This is a genomic window from Hymenobacter ruber (genome assembly GCF_054783255.1).
Genome location: NZ_BAAGQX010000002.1, coordinates 1,129,471 through 1,149,048, shown reverse-complemented (window position 1 = coordinate 1,149,048; position 19,578 = coordinate 1,129,471). Strand labels below are relative to the sequence as shown.

The following is a 19,578-nucleotide window of genomic DNA, read 5'->3' as shown; positions in this document are numbered from 1 at the left end:
TAAAAGCGACTGATTAGGAAAAGGCGGCCCGGCGCTTAAAAGCCGATGTTGACGCCCGCCAAATACACCCGCGACTGTGGGTACACGCCAAAGTCGATGCCGCGGCCGCCGAGCTCCGGGTCGAAGCCCGTGTATTTGGTCAGGGTCACCAGGTTCTGGCCGGTCACGTACACGCGCAGGCTTTGGGCGGCCACGCGCTGGGTGAGGGATTTGGGCAGGTTGTAGCCCACAGTCAGGGTCTTGATGCGCAGGTAGGAGCCGTCTTCGAGGAAGTAGCTGCTCACGCGCAGGTTCTGGTTGGGGTCGCCGGCAATGGCGCGGGGCACGTCGGTGCTGGTGCCGGGGCCGGTCCAGCGGCCCAGCACGCGGGTGCTGCTGTTGCCGTTGCTATACAGGCCGCCTTCGGTGTACACGCGGTTCAGGTTGTACACGTCGTTGCCCTGCGAGCCCTGCACAAACACGTTGAGGTCCAGCCCGTGCCAACTCACCGTGTTGTTCAGGCCGTAGGTAAAGTCCGGGTTGGGGTTGCCGATGAAAGTGCGGTCGGCGTCAGTGATTTTTCCGTCGCCGTTCAGGTCCTTGAAGCGGATGTCGCCGGGGCCGGTGCTTTTGCCGGGGTCGGGGTTTACGGTCTGGGTGGCGTGGTTCTTCACATCCTCCGGCGTCTGAAACAGGCCCTCGGCCACGTAGCCATAGAACGCGCCGAAGGGCTGGCCCTTGTCGTAGCGCACGATGGCCGTGCCGTTGCGGTTGGTGGCCCCATTGAAGGCCGTGCCGCCCGTGCCCAGGTCCTCAATCCGGTTTTTATAGGCCGAGAACACCGCCGAAGTCGTCCAGGTCAGGCCCCGGTCGCCGCCCACTAGGTTGCGGGTCGAAACCGACACATCAATACCCCGGTTGTACGACACCAGCGAGTTGGTAGGCACGGCCTCGTAAGTACCCGTCACGAGGTAGGCCGGTACGTTGTTTATCAGGTTGGGCGAGCGGCGGTTATACACGTCCACCGTGGCCTCGATGCGGTTGCCGAACAACCCCACGTCTACACCAATGTTGGTTTGCACGTTGTCTTCCCACCGCAGCTGCGTGTTCTGGGCGCGGGTAGGGGCCGCCCCCGAATTGATGGTCTGCGTGCCCGTGGCCACGTTGGTGGGCCCAAACGGATAGGTAATGCCCGTGTTGATGGTGGCCAGATAAGCAAACTGCCCGGCGTTCAGTGGGTTGCCCACGCGGCCGTAGCCGGCCCGCAGCTTAAGGTTGCTGATGACGGTGATGTCCTTAATGAATGCTTCCTCCGACAAGCGCCAGCCCACCGAGGCTCCCGGGAAGAAGCCAAACTTGTAGCCCGTGGCAAAGGCCGAAGTACCGTCGTAGCGCAGCGTGGCCGAGAAAATGTACTTACCGGCAAAGTCGTAGTTCACCCGGCCGAAGTAGCTGGCCAGGCGCGTCTGGCTGCTGGTGCCGCTGTTGGTCTGGTTGGTCTGCGGGCCGTTGTTGAGCTGCTGCAGGTCGTTGCTGAGGTAGCCCACGCGGTTGGCGCTCACCGAGTTGAAATTGAACTCCTGGGCCGACTGCCCCAGCAGCACCGTCACCTGGTGCTTCTCGGCAAACAGCCGGTCATAGGTCAGCGTGTTCTCGATGAGGTAGCCGGGGTTGTAGTTCGAAAACGCGTAGGCCGACGCCGTGCCCGGGCCGTTGCGCGGCGAGTTCGGCCCCAGCGAAGGCGTGAAGCCGCTGCCGTTGTCGAAAATCAGGTCCACGCCCACGTTGGTGCGGAAACGCAGGTTTTTCAGCGGCTCCACCTCGGCGAATACCGTCGACAGCACCCGGTTGCGGTTAAACTTGTTGTTGGCAATCAGCGACTGCAGCACCGGGTTGGGCTCCACGTAGTTATCAGCTTTCACAGCTTCGTACCAGGTGCCATCGGGGCGGTACACGGGCAGCACCGGCGGGGCCTGCAGCACGTTGTTCAGCACCCCAAACTCGTCGTTGCCGGTGTTCAGCTGCCGGTCGCTCAGGTGCGTTACCGACAGGCTGTTGCCAATTTTCACACGCTTGCTGAGCTGGATGTCGCCATTGGCCCGCAGCGTAAAACGCTCAAAATTAGACCCATTCAGCGTGCCGTCCTGCTGGAAGTAGCCGCCCGAAACCGCGTAGCGCGCCTTCTCGCTGCCACCCGCCGCGCTCAGATTGTAACTCTGAATCACGGCCGTAGGCCGGAAAACGGCCTTCTGCCAATCGGTGCCCGCGCCCAACGATTTGGGGTCGCGCAGCTTCTCCTGCACCGGCGAAGAGCCCTGTGCCAGAATGCTTTCGTTGTTGATAACCGCATACTGCTCCGCGTTCAGCAAATCGAGCTTGCGCCACACCTGCTGAATGCCGCGGTAGCCGTCCACGTTGATGCTGGAAGTACCCGCCTTGCCGCGCTTGGTGGTGATGATGACCACGCCGTTGGCGGCCCGCAGGCCGTAAATAGCAGTGGCCGAAGCATCCTTCAGCACGTCAATTGTCTCAATGTCATTGGGGTTGATGGCGTTCAACTGGTTTTCCACGCTGTTGCCACCCGCATCTGACGATGGCAGCGGAAAGCCGTCCACCACGTACAGCGGCGAGTTGTTGCCGGCCGACGTGATGCCGCGTACCCGCACCTGCGTACCGCCTGCCCCACCCGGCGCGCCCGAATTCTGCGTCACGGTCACGCCTGCCGCGCGGCCTTGCAGCGCCTGCGTGGGGTCGGCCACCGGCTGGGTAGCAATGTCACGTCCCGAAACCGAGGAAATGGCGCTAGAAACGCTGCCCCGGTCCTGGGTGCCGTATCCCACCACCACCACTTCGTTCAGCTTTTGGGCATCTTCGCGCAGCGTGACGTTAATGGGAGTACCACTGGCTACCACCGCTGTTTGGGTAGTGAAACCCACAAAGCTGAATACCAGTGTGCTGCCTTCGGGGGCATTCAGTGAAAAAGTACCGTCGAGCCCGGTGGAAGTGCCGAGGGAAGTGCCACGCACCAGCACGGTCACGCCTGGCAGGCCATTGCCGTCGGCGCCGGTCACGCGGCCGCTCACGGGCACATCGGCCGCCGGGCGCATTACCGGGCGGGTAGCGGCCGCTACCGGCAGGCCGGCCGCCAGTACCGGCAGCCCGCAAGCCAGCAATACGGTGGTGCGCCGCAGTAGCGCAATCAGGTAAAAAGTTCGCTTCATGGTGGGAGTTTTAAAAAGCGGTAAGCGAAGAGATTGGCTGCCGAAACGCGGCCAGTGGTTTTACGAAATGATTAGTGCGGCGCGGCGGCCGTAGCGCTGCGCGACTGGTCAGAAATTGAGCGCACAGCCCCCGTGGTTTTGCCCGAGGCTGGGGTGGCGCTGGCCACCGGCCCGGCCACGTAGCGGAACCGGGCCGTCTGGGAGCCCACGCGCAGGGTGTACCAACCGGTTTCCAGCTGCGGGCGGCCCTGGCCATCGGGGTAGCTCAGGTCGCGCAGTGGGTCGATGTCGAATGCCAGCTGCTGACTTTGGCCGGCGGCAAAGGTTTGTTTTTCAAAGTGCTTCAGTATTCGCACCGGGCGGGCAATGCGGCCAACTTCATCGGTCAGGAACCAGAGCACGGCTTCCTGGCCGGCCCGGGGGCCGGTGTTGGCCACGCGCACCGTGGCGCGCAGTCGGGCGGCCGGCCCGGTCAGCACCGAGTCGCTCAGGGCTAACCCGGAGTAGGCGTAAGTGGTGTAGCTCAGGCCCTCGCCAAACTCGGTCAGCATCGAGCTTTTGTACTTGGCTCCCGGCAGCGCATAGCCCGCGCCAAAGTCGCTCAAATCGAGACTGTTCTCGTTATTGTCGTGGTGGTAATTGGTGATGTGGCCGGCAAACTGCGGGTAGGTAAATGGCAGCTTGCCGCTCGGATTGGTCTTCCCACTGATGATTTCGGCCAGCGCCGTGCCTCCGCCGTAGCCCGGCAGCCCCGCCCAGATAATGGCCGACGAGCCCTCGGCCACGCCGCGAATAATAGCCGGCCGCCCGCCAATCACGATGAGCACCGTGGGCTTGCCGCTGGCCTGCGCCGCCTGTGCCAGCTGCTGCTGGTCTGCGGGCAGGGTCAGGTCCGAGGTGTTGCCCAGGCCTTCGGTGTAGGGCCGCTCGCCCAGGGCCAGCACCACGGCATCAGCCTGCTTGGCAGCGGCAGAAATGTTGGCCAGCAGCATCTTGCCGGCGCCATCGCGGTAGGGCAGCAGCTCAACTTTTGCCTGCGGGTACTCCTGCCGTAGCGCCTCCAGCAGCGTGGGCACGTCCTTCGGGTAAGCGTCTTCAGCGCGCCCTTGCCAGGCCAGCGTCCAGCCGCCGCAGAGGTTGGCGCGGGAGTCCGCCGAGGGGCCAACCACCAGCAGCCGCTTCACGCGAGCCGGGCTCATTGGCAATACATTGCGCTCATTTTTAAGCAGTACCACCGACTCACGGGCGGCGGCCACGGCCTGCGCCCGCAGGGCCGGGTCGCCGATGCGGCTAAGCCGGTCGGCGCGGGGCATGGGGTTTTCAAAAAGGCCGATTTCGTCCTTCATCTGCAAAATCCGGCCCGCCGAAAGGTCAATGCGGGCCTGCGTCAGGCGGCCTTCCTGCACCAGCTCCTTCACGATGCGGCAGAAGCTGGTGGTGTAAGGCGTCATGGCCATGTCCACGCCTGCGTCGATGGCCATCCAAGTAGCTTCCTTCTCGTTGGGGGCCACTTTCTGCACCCGCACCAATCGGTTGATGTCTTCCCAGTCGGTTACGGCCACACCTTTGAAACCCATCTGGCGGCGCAGCAAATCGGTGAGAATGGCCTTGGACGCATGCACCGGTTCGCCATTGATTTCGCCCGAGTTAATCATGATGGATTTCAGGCCGGAATCGATTGCGGCCTGAAACGAAGGCCGGAAGAACTCCTGCAGCCGCTGGTCGGGGATGAGGGCATTGGTGCGGTCCCAGCCGTTGCGCGGGTCGGAATAGCCCAGGAAATGCTTGCCGCAGGCCGCTACTTTGTAGGGCGCAATTTCGGTATTGGTCTGAAGTTCAACGGTGAAAGCAGTGCCGAGCGTGGCTGCTACCAGCGGGTCTTCGCCAAACGTTTCGTAGAACCGGGGCCAGTAGGCATTCAGGCCCAAATCCAGCACCGGGGCAAATACCCAGTGGTGGCCCAGGTCCGCCGATTCGAGGATGGTGGCGCGGGCGGCCTGTCGGGCCAGGGCCGGGTTGAAGCTGGCCCCCAGGTTGATGTTGTGCGGGAAAATGGCCGTGCCCCCCACGTAGCTGGCCCCGTGCATGTGGTCGATGCCGTAAATCATGGGGAGGTGCAGCCGCGACTCGCGCAGGGCAATGCGCTGGAGCGCGGCCGAGTAGCGCAGCCATTGCACGGCCGGCACCGCCTCCCCGTTGATGAATGAGCCAATATGAAAATCCCGGACCAGGCCCGCCGCCTTGGCCGAGTCGAGCGTGACGTCGCCGTTGGAGCCGGTATGGTTTATCGCCGAAATGTTCAGCTGGGTCATCTGCCCGATTTTATCCTCTAGCGTCATCTGTGCGAGCAACTGTTGCACGCGCGGGCTGAAGGTGGGCGGGGCTACTTCTGCGGTTGGGGCTTCAACCTGCGGGGGAGTAGTGGCCATGGGCACAGCCCCGCGCTGGCAGGCGGCCAGAAGTGGCACTGTCAACAGCAAGCTGTGCCATACTCGAGAGTGGCGTTGAGCTACCCGTGCCGGAGACCGGCCAGCAAGTAAACGAGAGCGAAGAAGGGAAGAGAACAGGGCCATCTGGAGTATTCAGTTGGCCAAATGTAGACGAGTGTGTTTGGCAACTGCAACTCAATAAATGCCCTGAAATGCCTGATTCGACCGTTTTGGCCATCATGGTCAGCAGGGCTTATACGCTTGCTGCACACGCACTCATTTCTTATTCCCGCTTGAAATAAGTAGCCAAAGCGTTTTCAGTTTTCGTACCGCTGGCTAAAAAACAATGAAAAAAAATAGTGTTTACTGAAAAAAAATTGGCATTATTTACCAATTTCATAATGTTGGGCAAAAATGCCGCCTATTATGCTGCCAAGCGGGCAAACCGATTACGGCACTCAACACAAACGTTACCGGAAAACAATGGGTACTTAATCGGCGGTTTTTACGGCCTCATCCTCCTCCACTTCGGCTTCGGCGGCGGCATCCAGCAGCACGTGCGTCCACGGTTCGCCTTCTTCAAAGTCGGGAGCCTGACGGCGGCGCTGCAAGGCCTGCAATACCTTTTGGGCGAAGGTCCAACTGGTGGCCTGACGCAGGTCCAGGATTCGGGCCAGTTCGGAGGGTGAGTAATTGCCCTTGTGGGCGTGCAGCAGGAATACCGCGTACAGCGCCTTGACGATGGAGAACTTGCACTTTTGCAAGAGCGTGCCTGCTGTGGCCGACTCCACGTAGCGGCACCGGGTGCAGCGCCGGGCGTGGGGCTCGCGGGCTTCGCAGCTTTTTTCGTGGCCGCACTTGCGGCATTGGTAGTGGCCGTGGCCCCATTTCAGGTCGGCGAGGTAGCGCAGGCAGGCGTCCTTGTCAGGATATATCTGGCTGAACTCGCCGAAGTCTACTTCCTTCGATTCGATGCGGGCGGCCTTCTCAGCGTGGAGGTCGCGGCTCAGGTCGCCGTTGAGCTTTTCGATGGCGGCCGATTGTAGGGCCAGCAGGCCGTTGGCCTGCAGTAACTCGCGGTTTTGGGCGGCTACGGTATCGTTTTGCAAGCGGAGCTCAGTAGTGCGCAGGGCTACCAAGCCTTCCAGCTCGGTATTGAGCTGGTCTTTAAGTGCTTGGTTTTCGCGCATTTGCTCCACGAGGCGGTCCTGGGCCTGGTGCTTTTTGCGGAGCTGCTTGAGCAGGCGGTTCTGGGTGAGCAGGGTCGTGTCCATCAGGCCCTTCAGCTTTTCGCCCAGTGCGTAGCTCAAAATCACGACTTCCACCACGAAGGCCGCGTTGAGACTGTACACGGTGTACACGTTGCTGTAGAAGTTGATGCCCAGCTTGCGCATGATGAGAAACGTGAGGCTGGTGGCTACCAGCGCCTGCGCCAGCAACAGGTAGCGGGCTGGCTGCAAACCGCTACGATAAGCTTGAAAAGCGGCATAATACAGCAGGCCATACGGCAGCAGGTACAGCCAGAAGCTGAAGCCGGAGTGCACCACGGCGGCATCGAGCACCAGCAGGGCCGTGCTGCTGCCCACCACCCACTTCCCGAGGCGGTGCAGGGCTGGCAGGCGCGAAGCCGTGTCCAGAAAGCCACTGGCATAGGTGGCAAACGTGAGTAGCAGCAGCACCGGGGCGAGTGCGCCGACGAAGTGATTCAGCTCGGGCGATGCCGACCATAAATACTGGAAACCCAGCCCGTCCTCGGTCAGAAACAATAGCGTGCCACTCAGCACGTAGAGCACGTAGTAGAGGTAAGTGCGCTCCTTCAGGAAGAAGAAGAGAATCAAGTTATACAGCACCATGATGAACAGGACGCCGTAGAACATACCCAGCAGCCAGTATTGCAGCGACAGCTCCGGGATGAGGCCCGCGCCGCTGTGCAACATGGCCCGGAAGCTGGTGCGCGTGTCGGAGTGCAGGCGCAGGTAGTAGGTGGCAGTTTCGCCGGGCCGGGGCGGCAGGTCGAACAGGAAGTTTTTGTAGGGATGTGGGCGCGTAGCGAAGGAATGGCTGGCCCCGGTGGCCACGCTGTCGTAGGCCGTGGCCGAGCCGGGGCGCGGCGCGTAAAACACCGCCTGCCCGATATGCGAATCGTACAGCTCCAGGTACCAGGCGGCGTTTTCGGCCGGGGCATGGCGCACCGTAATGCGGAGCCAGTAGGTGCTGTGCGGATGCTGAATATTGGGTGGGTGACCCGAGCCGCGCAACACCACAAACCGGCTGCGCCAAGCCGGCGACTGCACATCGACCAACCGGAGCCGGCCGGTGGGGTCTTCCAGCATGCTGTAGTAATTCTCTTCTAGGTAGAGGGCCGGGTGGGTGGGGCTCACGGCCAGCGTGTCTTCGGGCTGGGCGGCACGAGCCGGGCCACCCAGCAGGGCCAGCACCAATAGCAGCCCGAAATGGGCAAGCAGGTCGTTTGGGGCCGCCGGACGCTTAGCCGCGGCCCGGCATTGCATGTGCCAGCGTAAATAAGTGAGTAACCACATACGGCCCCTAAAATACAACAGTCCGCCCAGCGAATAGCCGGGCGGACTGTGGAGGCGGAAGCTGCCAAAAATCAGAGGCGGAACTGCGCCCCGAACCGGATGCCGAAGTTCTGGTGGCTGTTGTCTGGTCGGCCCGGGGGCGGGGGCGGGGGCTGGTCCCGATAAGTAAGGCGATGCAGGAAATCGACCCGAATGAACTTGAAGATATTTTCGATGCCGTAGCCCACTTCCACATAAGGCTCCCGAATAGCGCCGGGCAGGTAATTGGAGCGGCCGTTGGCATCACGCGCTTTGTCCGACAAATTACCGTACAGCACGTTGGCCGTGCCCACCAAGCGCCAGTTCAGCGTGCGGATGCCGGGGATGGCGTTCAGCAACAATCCTTCGAAATGCTGGTCGAGACGAACCGATACCGAGCGGTCCGTCACGAACTCGAAGTAGTTCATCAGGTTGAAGGCGTTGGGGTTATAGAAAATGGTCTGGTTGCCCAACGGAGCTTTCAGGATGATGTAGGGCAGCGGTGTGGGAATGTAGTTGCCCTCGACGCGGTAATTGAGCCGGCCGAAATAACCCACCGACAAGCTGTGGGTGATGGCCAGGTTGAGCTTGTGGTACATGTTGTGGCCCCGGTACCACTCAATAGACCCCAGCGTGTAGCGGAAGTTGAACACCGGCCACCGTTTCAGGCCCACGGCCCGGCGGCGGTTTTCGCTCTGCACCAGGGTTTCATCGGGTGCGTAGCGCGATTCCGAAACCAGCTCGTTCAGGTGCAGAATATCGGAAGGCGGCGTGTCGTTGGGGCCGCTGGGAGGCGCTATAGCCAGCGGAAACAACGGGTCGATAAACTGGTAGCGCGCGGTCATGGTCTGGGTGAAACCGTGAAACAGGTCACGCTGCACACTTAGCGCAACAATGTCGCGCAGCGCTGGGCGCTGAAAGCGGCCCCAGCGCGAAGCCGCCAGAAACAGGTTGTTGTTGTCGAGGAAGTCGTTGTCGAGCAGCGCGGTCTGTTCCACGTCGTGCTTAAACTCGGCCGAAAACACCGTCCAGTGGCGGCGCTCAGCAATGTAGCTTTCGCGCACGCCATACTTGAAGCGGCCATCCTGGGTGCCATAGGCCACGAAAGCCTGCGTCAGCCAGTCGCGGCTAATGAGCGGGGTGGTGCGGAACCCAATCCGGAAGCGGCTACCCTCGAAATCGTTGTGGGCGTACAGCGTTGAAATGGGGCCGATGTCGAGTTTGCCCACGCGCTTGTAGCCGTTCACAAACAGGTCCACCCAATCAAGCAGGTTGCGCACCGAGGGCAACTGCTTGGCCGAGTCGAGCACGGCAAACACCTGGCGCTCGCTCAGGCTCAGCGTGTCGGGGCGGTGGGTATCGAAATAGCCCCCGGCCCCGCCCTGGGGCAGGCCGCTGAGCAAACCGCCCGCGGGCGCATCGGCCGGCTCCATCAGCGACGACACGATGGGTTGGTCGTAGAAGCCGGTTTCGTCGTGAATCTTGTTGCGCACGAAGTTGCTGCTCACCGTGGTGTAGCGCACCAGCATGGCCGCTTGCTTCTCGTAGGGCCGCACGCTGATGAGCAGCTTGGTGCGCGTGGGCAGGCCGGCGCCCTCACCGGGCGAGGTCAGTTCCTGCGACACGCGCAGGTCGTTCACGAAGTTGATGTTGGCCTCGGGGCTGGCCACCAGGTCGAGGCGGCGCAGCGCGTAGCCCTCCTGCGTAATCCAGATGGTGCCTTTGAAGGCCAAATCGTGGCTGCGCTTGGGCGTGACGGCAATTTTGTAGCAGAAATCCTTGCCCACAAACACCGAATCCTGCAGCTCGTAGTCGTAGGTGCCGCGGCCGCCTTCGGCAATGGGCGAGATGAAATCCTTGCCCAGCACGTTTTGCCAGTTCGGATAAAAGTCGAAGTTCTGAAAGTTCGAGCCCAGCATCTGGCTCAGGATGGAACCTTCGCGGGGGCCCACGCCGCGCATCTGCTTGTGCAGCATGTCTTCGCGGCGCCGAATGGGGTTGTTGCGCTGGTACACCCGCGAGCCCACTTCGGAGGCAAACACGGGCAGCGGCGCGTCGGGGTCGCCCACGGCGGCAGCGCCCTGCCGCACGGCCAGCGCCCGAATGTCGCGGATGGCCTTGCGGTTGTTAAGGGCCGCCGGCACGTCAATCAGGCTGGTTTCGATGCGATTGTAGGAGTCGTATTCGGCCGCTTTCAGGTAGGTGCGGGCGTTTTCGGGCTTGTGCTTCTGCACCTCGCGCAGAATGCGGAAGGCGGGGTTTTCGGGTTGGCGCGAGCTCACAAACACTTCGCCGAGCGTGACCCCTCCGGTTTTCATGCGGAACAGCACCGTTTGCATGGCCGCGTTGCTGAGCTTGCGGCGCTGCGTGGCAAAGCCAATGGCCGAAACCGCGATGGAGTCGGGCGAGCCCGCCACGCTCAGCTTGAATTTGCCGTCTAAGTCGGCCGTGATGCCGGCACTGGTTTTAGGAATAAAGATGGACGCAAACGGCACCGGCTCGCCGTTGGCTGCTTCCACCACTTGGCCACTGATTACAATACGCTGGGCGGCGGCTGGCAGTGCCAGGAGGCACACCAGGAGCAGCGGAGCAAGAAATTTCATACGAAGTATAAAAGAGCCAAATGCCAAAACCTTAAGTGGTCCGGCAATTTACGCAAAGCGCAAGCGGCTCCCAACTAGTTCCGTGCCGAAAACAGGAAAATTTCTGGTGAAAGATTAAACCTGCCAAGTGAATAGCTGTCGGGCGTCGACCAAACGTGTTGGGAACGTTTGGGGACAAAGAGTAGGGTGAAGCGGCGGCCAAAAAAACTCCCCGCCCCAGCCAAAGCCGAAGCGGGGAGCAGGTAGCGAAAAATTGGATATTGACGACCTCAGCGGATGACCAGGGTGCCGCCGCCGCTGGTGGGCAGGCGGCGCTCGCCGGCGGCGAGCACGCCCCGGGCCTGGCCAAAGGAAAAACCGGGCGTATTGGCGCTGAGCCCGCTGATATTGCCTGCGCCGGAGGCCACCAGGTTGCCGCCGCCCGAGGCCACGACGTTGCCGCCGCCGGCTGCTATTACATTGCCACCTCCGGAAGCCACGACGTTGCCGCCCGAGTTCAGCACCGAGATAGCGGCTACCTGGTTGCCTTGCAGCACTGCCACGGCGAAGTTGCCGTTGGCCAACGGGGCGTAGCCCAGGCGCACCCCGCTTTGCAGGTACTGTTTCACGTAGCTAGCCAGCTCATTGTAATTGCCCCAGCTGCCGTTGTTGTAGAGGTGAATGTTGCACTCGCAGACTTCGCCCTGGCCCACGGGGGCGCGGTTAGCCATCTGCCTGTAAGCCTGGGCAATCCATGGGTCGCGGCATTGGGCCGAGGCTGTTGGGCCGGATAATATGAAGGCGAGCGCCAAGAGTGAAAAGAGCGTTTTGAGCATGAGCTACAGCGTGAAAAGGGAATGCAAAAACGGCCAGCCGGCCGGCCCGTCCTTCGGGTGCGTCGAAACTAGCCAGGGCGTACCCGCGCCGCCAAAGCGCGTCTACCAAGCCCCCCGGAAAGTCGACGGAGGTAATTGGGGGTCGATAAACGGCTGAGGGGGACTTACCGGAACTCGTCGACGCTGCGGTCGGTCAGCCAGATTTCGGTGCCCGGCGGCAACGGGCTGGCGGTTTCCATATTGAGCAGCAGCCCGCGCACCGGCCCGGGAGCAGCGTCGGGGCGGCTCACTTCCTCCACCGTGGCAGTGCCCGGCTGCCGGCTGCCATCGGGCAGAATGGCGACTACCGCCAGCGCCGTGTGCAGGGCATGGGGCAGCAGCAGCGGGGTGGGGCCATCGGGCAGCGCCAGCAAGCCCAGGCCCGGCAGGGGCCAAGTGGCGGCTATGCGCAGGAGCAGGTTGGTAACTGGGGCATTCATAGCCCGGCTTACGAATTAGGGCGCGCTGGGGGCGTGTTCTCGGCTTCTAGGGTGGGCGCGGGTTCCGGCTTGCCAGCTTTGGGCAGCGGCCCGAGATAGTTGGCCGCGTTTGAGATAACGAAGACGGTGGACACGAAACCGGAGATTTTTTCCAGCAGCAACAGCACCTGTGTGGGGCCGGCCGCCGCCGTTACGCTGCCGCCCGAGTTGCTGATGAGCGTACCCACGCTGTGGTAGAATAATTGCCCGAAGATTTCCAGCTCCGAGCCCGGCCGCAGCCCGGCGAAGGCGTCCCCATTCACGCGGTAGAGACAGTAAAAATCCAGGGCGAAGGACAGCGCAATCATGCCCAGATTGAGCGACACCAGCAGCAGGAACTGCTGAAACGTGTCGCGCAGGGCCGCCAGCGCCCGGAAATTGTGCAGCAGAAAGTAGCCCGTTTTGCCGGCCGCCGCGGCCAGCAGCAGGCCCGTAATAACGTCGGGCGGCAGGCCCTCGTGCTTGTCGAGCAAGTAGAGGGCGAGGCCCAGCAGCAGCAGCAGCCCGTGCTGCCAGAGCAGGCGGTGGAGTTGGTTTTGCAGCAGCACTTGTTTCATGGGAGTGTAAAGAAGGCGCGGCGGGTGTAGAGCGAGTGAATGTAGCGTGGACGCTGCGAGTCGGTGCATCCGTACTTTCGCAGGCGCGGCCCCGCAGCGTCCACGCTACACTTCCACTTTCAGCGTAGCGGGCGCTTTGGTCACCTCAAATAGCTCGCCGTGGGGCACGATGGTAATCTGGCCGTATTCCTGGAGCAGCATTTTGTAGGCTTCCGAAACCGGGCGGGGCCGGCGGTCGAGGTCGAAAAGGCCGCAGGGATTCACGGTGCCCACTTTGCGCTCAAGGCCCTTGTCCCAGTCAAGCTGGTCGATGAGCGAGTACCAGGTGAAGCCAAGCACGGGCACACCTTCCTTTCTCATCCTCAAAATATTCACCCACTGCTTCCAGAGCCAGGTGGGAGCGTCTTTGGCCTCCAGCACGTTGGTTTCGGTGTGCATCACTGGCTTTTTATAGCGCTGGTAGTAATCATGGGTGATGTTGTACCAGCCCAACACGTCCATGCTGGTCTGGATAGAGCCATCGGGCAGCATAATTTTCTCGTTGCGGCCGTAGTAGTCATTGCCCATTATTTGGTAGCCGGGCGGCTCGCCGGCCATAAACCAGTCGTATTCGCGCCGCGTCAGGCCATTGTCGTAGAGATAGTTGAGAACGTCGCCCTCGGGGTGGTGGCCGTAGAGCAAATCAAGCGCTGCAAAGCGCAGCTTGTTCTGTATCTGCACCTCAAACGTGTGCTCGGCGCGCAGCTCGTGGGTGAACTCGGCCGACTCGCTCTGCACGATGATGCAGTCGGGCCGGTGCTTGGCAATGCGCTGCGTACCCATGATGCTGGCGGCCACAATGTGCTTCAGCGCCGTCACGAAGGCCTTGTCCGACTTCAACTGCTCGTTCCAGATGCCGTCTTTGGCGCTCATCTTGGCCGTCACGTAAATCTCGTTCACGGGCGTATAAAAACGCACCCAGGGGTAGCGCTTCACTACTTCCTCGCAGTAGGCCGCAAAGTGCACCGGCAGCTCGGGGTTCTGGAAATTGCCAATGAAATCAGGCACGCCGAAGTGCATCAAATCCAGAATCGGGGTGATTTCCAAACGCTGCATTTCGGCCATCGCCCGGTCGGCAAATTCCCAGTCGTACTTCGTGGGGCTGAGCTGGATTTTGTAGTAGGGCAGGCCGTAGCGCAGCACTTTCAGGCCCATGTCCTTCACCAGCGCCAGGTCTTCCCGGTAGCGGTTGTAGTGGTCGCACTCGGCCAGCAAATCGCGGCGGGTTTTGCCACCGTCGATGGTTGGGTAGCTGCACTCGATGCCGGTGGCGAACATGAAGTTGTTGGGCAGGCCCGTGGGCAGGCCATTGCCGTTGTGCCCGCGCGCACCGCCGTATTCGTCGCCCTCGTAATTGCCGTCGCCGAAATGTTCTTTGATTTCCGTGAGAAAGGATTTCATTACAATTATTAATGATTGACGGTTAGTGGCTAATTGTGAGGCGAATAAGGCGGGTTAATCAGAAGCTGTTAACCACTAGCCGTTAGTCATTAACCATTACTTGAGGCTTTCCAGAAACTTATCGGCCGTGCGCAGGCTCAGGGCCATAATGGTCAGGGCCGGGTTCACGCTCAGGGCGCTGGGAAAGGTCGAGTTGTCGGAGATGTAGAGGTTGGGCACGTCGAAGGCGCGGCCGTTGGCATCCACCACCGCGTCGTCGCCGCTCCGGCCCATGCGGGCCGTGCCGATAACGTGCGCGTAGCGCTGAAACGCCCAGATGTCGGTGGCGCCGGCGGCTTCCCAGATGCCGCGCATTACCTTTTCGGCGTGGGCATTCATGCGCTGCTCGTTTTCCTGGGCCGTGAAGTGCAGGCGGGGCTTGGGCAGGCCGCGGGCGTCTTTTTCCTCCGCCAATTCCAGGAAATTATCAGCGTGTGGCAGGCAGTCGCCCAAAATGTTGATGCCGGCAATGTGGTTATAGTTGCGCATGTAGTCGCGCAGGGGCTGGCCCCAGAGCTTGCGGCCCCGCGCCACCTGGCCCGCAAACGTCACGGGCATCACCCCGATGCTTTGCAGCAGGTAGCCGCCCGCAAAGTCGGCCCCGGCGGGCCGGTGCGTGTCCTGCGAAATCAGCCCGCCCGGAATGCCCTTGTTGGGCCGCACTTCATCGGCAAACGTGCCCCACACCTGCAGGCCGGGGTGGGCCATCAGGTTGCGGCCCACTTGCCCGCTGGTCAGGGCTAGCTCGTTGAGCAGCAGCAGGCGCGGGGTTTCTACCGAGCCGCCGCACAGGAAGAGGTGGCGGCAGCGCTGGCGTTTCTGCTCGCCGTTCTGGGTGTACACCACGCCCGTGACATAGCCCCGGGCATCGCGCTCAATCTCCGTCACGAAGCTGTTGGGGCGGATATCAGCCCCGTGTTTCACCGCCAGCGGAATAAACGTCACGTCCATGCTCGACTTCGCCCCGTTCGAGCAGCCGGCCTGGCAAAAACCGCGGTTGGTGCAGGCCTCGCGCCAGCCCACACCCTCCTGATAGTAGCGGGCTGAAAGCGCCGCATTGGCCGCTGGTGAGGTTCGAATCCCCATTTTCTCCGCGCCGCGCACCATCAGTTGGGCGGCGCTATTGAGCGGCAGCGGGGCCATGGGGTAGCCTTTGCGGCGTGCGGGCCCCCAGGGATAGGGCGTGGGTCCCGAAACGCCGATAAACTGCTCTACTTCTTCATAGTACGGGGCCAGTTCCTCGTAGCTCACCGGCCAGTCCTCGCCCTGCCCGAAGTCGCGGCGGATGTGCAAATCATCGGGCAGCGGGCGGGGCGTGTAGGCCGTGTAGTGCAGCGTGGAGCCGCCCACACCGGTACCGGAGTTGTTCTTGCCCATCGCCAGCGGGTCGTGGCCGGCCGCCAGCCGCTCATCGTTCCAAAACAGGAAATCCTGGGCCTTTTCGTCGGTGGCGAAATCCTTCTCGGGCGTATGCCAGGGGCCGGCTTCCAGGGCCACCACCTTCAGGCCGGCCATGGCCAGGCGGGCCAGCAGCGGCGCGCCGCCCGCGCCCAGCCCAATCACCACGCAGTCAACTTCGTCGGCTTCGGGCTCGATGGCTTGGGGCTGCTCCTTGGGCGTATCGGCTGCTACGGGAGCCGCGGCCGGCTCATCGGCCATCAGGGCCTGCAGCAGCGGGTCCTGAATTTCGGGCTTGACGGGGTTGAGGACGCCTTCTTCGAGAACTTCTTCGTCGGGCATACGGTGGCTGAGTGATAGAGTAACGGAGTGAATAAATACGGGCTAAAAGACGGTGCGTGAAGCGGGGAGTGCCGAGCTAATCGGACTCACTCAGCCGCTCAGCTACTCAGTCGCTCAATGCAGCGGGCTCCCGGTCCTCTTTTTCGTTGAGGCCGATTTTCGTCCAGGCGGGCATGTCGGCCATGCCCACGTAGCCGATTTCCTCCTGGGCCAGCGGGTGGGCGTAGTAGGTTTCGGTTAGCTCGGCCAGCATTTCCTCAAAAAAGCGGCCAGCATTCAGGGTTTCCCAGGTAGTGCCGGGCGGTGTGCCAGCGGCCAGCGCTTGCAGTACCGCGTCCTGTTGCTCGGCAGTCAACGCCGTGAAATCAGCCCGAAACTGGCTCTGCGCAATTTCCTGAATACCGCCCAGGCCCAGGCGGTAGGCCTCGCGGTCGGGCGGCAGGGCGTCGTAGCGCCAGCCATCGGCGCGGCCTTCGGTCAGGCGCTGGTCTATGGCGGGGGCCAGCAGAATGGGCGTTTCGGCCCGGTCAGGCTGCGGGAGCAGGCGCGCCGCCACGGCTTCGAGCAGGGCGTAGGTTTCGGGGGCCAGAAACTGCGGCGCGTAGGTGGTGGGGGCGGCGAGGCGGGCCTGCAGGGCGGTGCGGGTGGCCTCTGATACGTGCGGCGTGGCAAGCAGCACGCGCACGGTGCCGCTGGGATAAGTAGGAACGGACATAAAGAGGGCTTGGGCTGACGCACTACCACCGGCAACGGCTCAGCTAATCATTGCTTACGAGTGAAACAGTCCGAAAGGGTGCAGGTTTGCGGGGGTATTTCTTCAACAGAACCCATAAAAAAGCCGCCGGCTTTAGACCGGCGGCTTCCCAGCGCAACAGGAACACGGCGCTTACTTAAACAGGGCCAGTGCCTTAATGAAGGTTTGCGACACGCCCCAGGCCAGGGGCAGGCCCACCACCAGCCAGGCCAGCACCACCGAGCCGCCCACGCCGGGCTCGGCGGCGGGAGGAGTTGAGTTGTTGGGTTGCGGATTCATATCGAAGTCAAATTAGAGTTTGAAAAACGAAGACTTAGTGGGCGCCGGCTTCTACCGTCACGGGGCCTTTTTCGTAGTAACGCTCGTTCACGGCGTGCACGAGGATGTTGGAAATGAAGCCCACCACCAGCAGGCCGGCCATGGTGTAAAACACCGTTTGGTAAGCCGCTGCCCCGGAAAAGCCTTCGGCCTTGCGGCTATCGGATAGGTAGTGCACGATGAGTGGGCCGAGCACGCCGGCCGTGCTCCAGGCCGTGAGCAGGCGGCCGTGGATGGCCCCCACCTGGTACTTGCCAAACAGGTCGGACAGATAGGCCGGGGCCGTGGCAAACCCACCGCCGTACATGCTGATAATCACGCAAGCCACGGCCACGAACAAGGTCAGCTGCAGGTTGTGCCCCAGGGTTGGAATGAGGGCGTACATAAGGGTGCCCAGGCCGAAGTAGATGGCATAAGCCACCTTCCGCCCCAGTTTATCCGAAGCCGACGACCAGAAGAAGCGGCCCAGCAGATTGAACAGGCTGAGCAGGCCCACAAACCCGGCGGCGGCGGCGGCGGTCACGCCTTTGCCCGCGCCCATAGCGGTGTCCGAAAATGTCTCCTGAATGAGCGGCGAAGCCGTTTCGAGCACGCCGATGCCGGCCGTCACGTTGCAGAGCAGCACCACCCACAGCATCCAGAACTGCGGCGTTTTGATGGCGTTGTCGGCCGATACGTTGGCCGTGGTAATCATGTCGTTGTGCTCGGTGCTGGGCACGTAGCCGGCGGGCTTCCAGTCGTCGGCGGGCACGCGGATGGTCCACACGCCAAACTGCATGAAAATCAAGTAAATGATGCCCATCACGATAAACGTAGGAGCCACGCCCATGGGGGCCGAGCCTTTGAAGTGCGTCATCAGGTTGTTGGCCAGCGGCGAGCCAATCATCGCGCCCCCGCCAAAGCCCATGATGGCCATGCCCGTAGCCACGCCCTTGCGGTCCGGAAACCACTTAATCAGCGTGCTCACCGGCGAAATGTAGCCAATGCCCAGCCCAATACCGCCCACCACGCCGTAGCCGAAATACAGCAGCCAGATATTGTGCAGGTGCACGCCCAGCGAGCCAATCAGGAAGCCGCCGCCAAAGCAGAGCGATGCTGCCAGCATGGCCTTGCGCGGCCCCACACGCTCCAGCCACTTCCCAAAAATGGCCGCCGAAAGGCCCAGCAGCACAATGGCGATGGAAAACGTGATGCCAATTTGCAGTGGCGTCCAGTCGTCGGGCGCGGGCTTGGCCGGGTCGCCGCTGATGAGCGCGCCCAGCGGCTTGTTGAACACGCTGAAGGCGTAGGCCTGCCCAATGGCCAGGTGAATGGCCAGCGCCGCCGGCGGCACCAGCCAGCGGTTGTAGCCCGGGCCGGCCACCGTGCGGCTACGGTCGAGGAGCGAAGAGGAATTGTCGGCCATGTACAAGGTGGGATTTGAAGTGGAAGAAAAGAACGAAAAATGCCGCCGCCGCTGCGCCTAACGCGCTGAAAGCGGGCGACAAGTGCCAAGGTAACCGGCGGCTTCGCTGGTTGATTATTCGCAGCGCGAAAATGTTGCTAAACAGGTATAGCTACTGAAAACGCTACTCGTCGCTGCTGAGCTTGCCGCCCGTGATGTGCACGAGGCTGCCGGTCATGAACGAGCCGTCCTGCGAGGCCAGCAGCACGTAGGCGGGTGCCAACTCCTCGGGCTGGCCGGGGCGCTTGAGGGCAACCTCGTGGCCGAACTTGGCAATTTCCTCGCGGGGCATGGTGCCGGGAATGTTAGGCGTCCAGACCGGGCCGGGCACCACGCAGTTCACCCGGATGCCCTTCTCGCCCAAATACAGGGCCAGCGACTTGGTGAGAGCGTGAATACCGGCCTTCGAGCAAGCGTAATCCACTAGAGTGGGGATGCCCGTGATGCCCACGATGCTGCCCGTGTTGATGATGCAGTCGTCCTTTTTGAGGTGCGGAATCGCGGCCTGCGCCATCCAGATGTAGCCCAGAATGTTGGTGTCGAAGGTGCGGCGAATCTGCTCCTCCGGAATGTCCTCAAACTTCGGCTGGCTCATCTGGAAGGCGGCGTTGTTCACCAGAATATTCAGGCCGCCCAGCTCGGCCAGGGTGCGGCGCACGGCCTGCTTGCACTGCTCGGGGTCGCGCACGTCGAGTTGAAGCAGCAGGCATTTGCGCTTCTCCTTTTCTACCATTTGCTTGGTTTTCTCGGCATCTTCCACGTTTTCGTTGAAGACCACGGCTACGTGCGCGCCTTCCTTAGCGAAGGCAATGGCTACGGCGCGACCAATCCCCGAGTCGGCCCCGGTGATGATGGCCACCTTATCCTTCAGCTTGCCGGCGGCTCGGTAGTTGGCCAGGTCCGAGTCGGGCTGCAATTTCATGTCGGCCTGTTTGGCCGGGTAGGGCAGCTTCTGGGCGGCAGCCTTCATATCCTTGGCCGTGGGGCGGCGCTCGGCTTTGGCGGGGGCGGCTTTCTTAGCGGGAGCGGCGGGCATTTTGGGGGCGGCGGGAGCGGCCGGGGTTTTCTTCGGAGGCATGGCAGGTAGGAAAACGTGATGCCCCGGCTTACGCGAAAAGCCCGCCAATGGCTGCCGCTGGCCCGGTTATATGCTCATGCAGCTT

At 62.1% G+C, this 19,578-nt stretch carries 13 protein-coding genes; all 13 read right to left on the bottom strand.

Annotated elements, in window-relative coordinates; genetic code table 11:
- Nucleotides 1–35: 35 nt before the first annotated feature.
- A complete protein-coding gene (locus tag ACYVM5_RS05495; protein WP_460617128.1) occupies nucleotides 36–3,200 on the bottom strand; it encodes a SusC/RagA family TonB-linked outer membrane protein in 3,165 nt (1,054 codons plus the stop codon).
- Nucleotides 3,201–3,271: 71 nt separating this feature from the next.
- Nucleotides 3,272–5,668 carry a beta-glucosidase family protein gene (locus ACYVM5_RS05490; protein WP_460617127.1) on the bottom strand — a complete coding sequence of 799 codons (2,397 nt, stop codon included), beginning with the start codon at nucleotides 5,666–5,668 and terminating at the stop codon, nucleotides 3,272–3,274.
- A 452-nt stretch (nucleotides 5,669–6,120) separates the two neighbouring features.
- Entirely contained in the window at nucleotides 6,121–8,139 is a 2,019-nt protein-coding gene (locus ACYVM5_RS05485) for a 7TM diverse intracellular signaling domain-containing protein (protein WP_460617126.1), read from the bottom strand.
- 101 nt (nucleotides 8,140–8,240) lie between these two features.
- Complete coding sequence (locus tag ACYVM5_RS05480; protein ID WP_460617125.1) at nucleotides 8,241–10,790, bottom strand: DUF5686 and carboxypeptidase-like regulatory domain-containing protein; 2,550 nt, start codon at nucleotides 10,788–10,790, stop codon at nucleotides 8,241–8,243.
- Nucleotides 10,791–11,059: 269 nt separating this feature from the next.
- Nucleotides 11,060–11,500, bottom strand: coding sequence for a hypothetical protein (locus tag ACYVM5_RS05475; protein WP_460617124.1), 441 nt, complete (start codon nucleotides 11,498–11,500; stop codon nucleotides 11,060–11,062).
- 269 nt (nucleotides 11,501–11,769) lie between these two features.
- A complete protein-coding gene (locus tag ACYVM5_RS05470) occupies nucleotides 11,770–12,084 on the bottom strand; it encodes a hypothetical protein (protein ID WP_460617123.1) in 315 nt (104 codons plus the stop codon).
- A gap of 8 nt (nucleotides 12,085–12,092) precedes the next feature.
- Nucleotides 12,093–12,680, bottom strand: a complete 588-nt coding sequence (locus ACYVM5_RS05465) for a hypothetical protein (RefSeq protein WP_460617122.1) — start codon at nucleotides 12,678–12,680, stop codon at nucleotides 12,093–12,095.
- 105 nt (nucleotides 12,681–12,785) lie between these two features.
- Nucleotides 12,786–14,126: a family 1 glycosylhydrolase gene (locus tag ACYVM5_RS05460; RefSeq protein ID WP_460617442.1), complete on the bottom strand. Its 1,341-nt coding sequence runs from the start codon at nucleotides 14,124–14,126 to the stop codon at nucleotides 12,786–12,788.
- A 90-nt stretch (nucleotides 14,127–14,216) separates the two neighbouring features.
- Nucleotides 14,217–15,899, bottom strand: coding sequence for a GMC family oxidoreductase (locus ACYVM5_RS05455; RefSeq protein ID WP_460617121.1), 1,683 nt, complete (start codon nucleotides 15,897–15,899; stop codon nucleotides 14,217–14,219).
- Between the two features lie 106 nt (nucleotides 15,900–16,005).
- Nucleotides 16,006–16,614, bottom strand: coding sequence for a gluconate 2-dehydrogenase subunit 3 family protein (locus ACYVM5_RS05450; protein WP_460617120.1), 609 nt, complete (start codon nucleotides 16,612–16,614; stop codon nucleotides 16,006–16,008).
- Nucleotides 16,615–16,785: 171 nt separating this feature from the next.
- Nucleotides 16,786–16,932 (bottom strand): MFS transporter small subunit, encoded by a 147-nt coding sequence (locus ACYVM5_RS05445; RefSeq protein WP_460617119.1) that lies wholly within the window; start codon nucleotides 16,930–16,932, stop codon nucleotides 16,786–16,788.
- Nucleotides 16,933–16,966: 34 nt separating this feature from the next.
- A complete protein-coding gene (locus tag ACYVM5_RS05440; protein ID WP_460617118.1) occupies nucleotides 16,967–18,376 on the bottom strand; it encodes an OFA family MFS transporter in 1,410 nt (469 codons plus the stop codon).
- Nucleotides 18,377–18,539: 163 nt separating this feature from the next.
- The gene (locus ACYVM5_RS05435) at nucleotides 18,540–19,451 is read right to left on the bottom strand and encodes an SDR family oxidoreductase (protein ID WP_460617441.1); all 912 of its coding nucleotides are present in this window, start codon (nucleotides 19,449–19,451) and stop codon (nucleotides 18,540–18,542) included.
- Nucleotides 19,452–19,578 lie beyond the last annotated feature (127 nt).

Bases quoted from the DNA above. Each gene is read 5' to 3' on its own strand.
- ACYVM5_RS05495 (WP_460617128.1), bottom strand. From the start codon at position 3,200: ATGAAGCGAACTTTTTACCTGATTGCGCTACTGCGGCGCACCACCGTA.
- ACYVM5_RS05485 (WP_460617126.1), bottom strand. From the start codon at position 8,139: ATGCAATGCCGGGCCGCGGCTAAGCGTCCGGCGGCCCCAAACGACCTG.
- ACYVM5_RS05480 (WP_460617125.1), bottom strand. From the start codon at position 10,790: ATGAAATTTCTTGCTCCGCTGCTCCTGGTGTGCCTCCTGGCACTGCCA.
- ACYVM5_RS05475 (WP_460617124.1), bottom strand. From the start codon at position 11,500: ATGGCTAACCGCGCCCCCGTGGGCCAGGGCGAAGTCTGCGAGTGCAAC.
- ACYVM5_RS05470 (WP_460617123.1), bottom strand. From the start codon at position 12,084: ATGAATGCCCCAGTTACCAACCTGCTCCTGCGCATAGCCGCCACTTGG.
- ACYVM5_RS05465 (WP_460617122.1), bottom strand. From the start codon at position 12,680: ATGAAACAAGTGCTGCTGCAAAACCAACTCCACCGCCTGCTCTGGCAG.
- ACYVM5_RS05455 (WP_460617121.1), bottom strand. From the start codon at position 15,899: ATGCCCGACGAAGAAGTTCTCGAAGAAGGCGTCCTCAACCCCGTCAAG.
- ACYVM5_RS05450 (WP_460617120.1), bottom strand. From the start codon at position 16,614: ATGTCCGTTCCTACTTATCCCAGCGGCACCGTGCGCGTGCTGCTTGCC.
- ACYVM5_RS05445 (WP_460617119.1), bottom strand. From the start codon at position 16,932: ATGAATCCGCAACCCAACAACTCAACTCCTCCCGCCGCCGAGCCCGGC.
- ACYVM5_RS05440 (WP_460617118.1), bottom strand. From the start codon at position 18,376: ATGGCCGACAATTCCTCTTCGCTCCTCGACCGTAGCCGCACGGTGGCC.
- ACYVM5_RS05435 (WP_460617441.1), bottom strand. From the start codon at position 19,451: ATGCCCGCCGCTCCCGCTAAGAAAGCCGCCCCCGCCAAAGCCGAGCGC.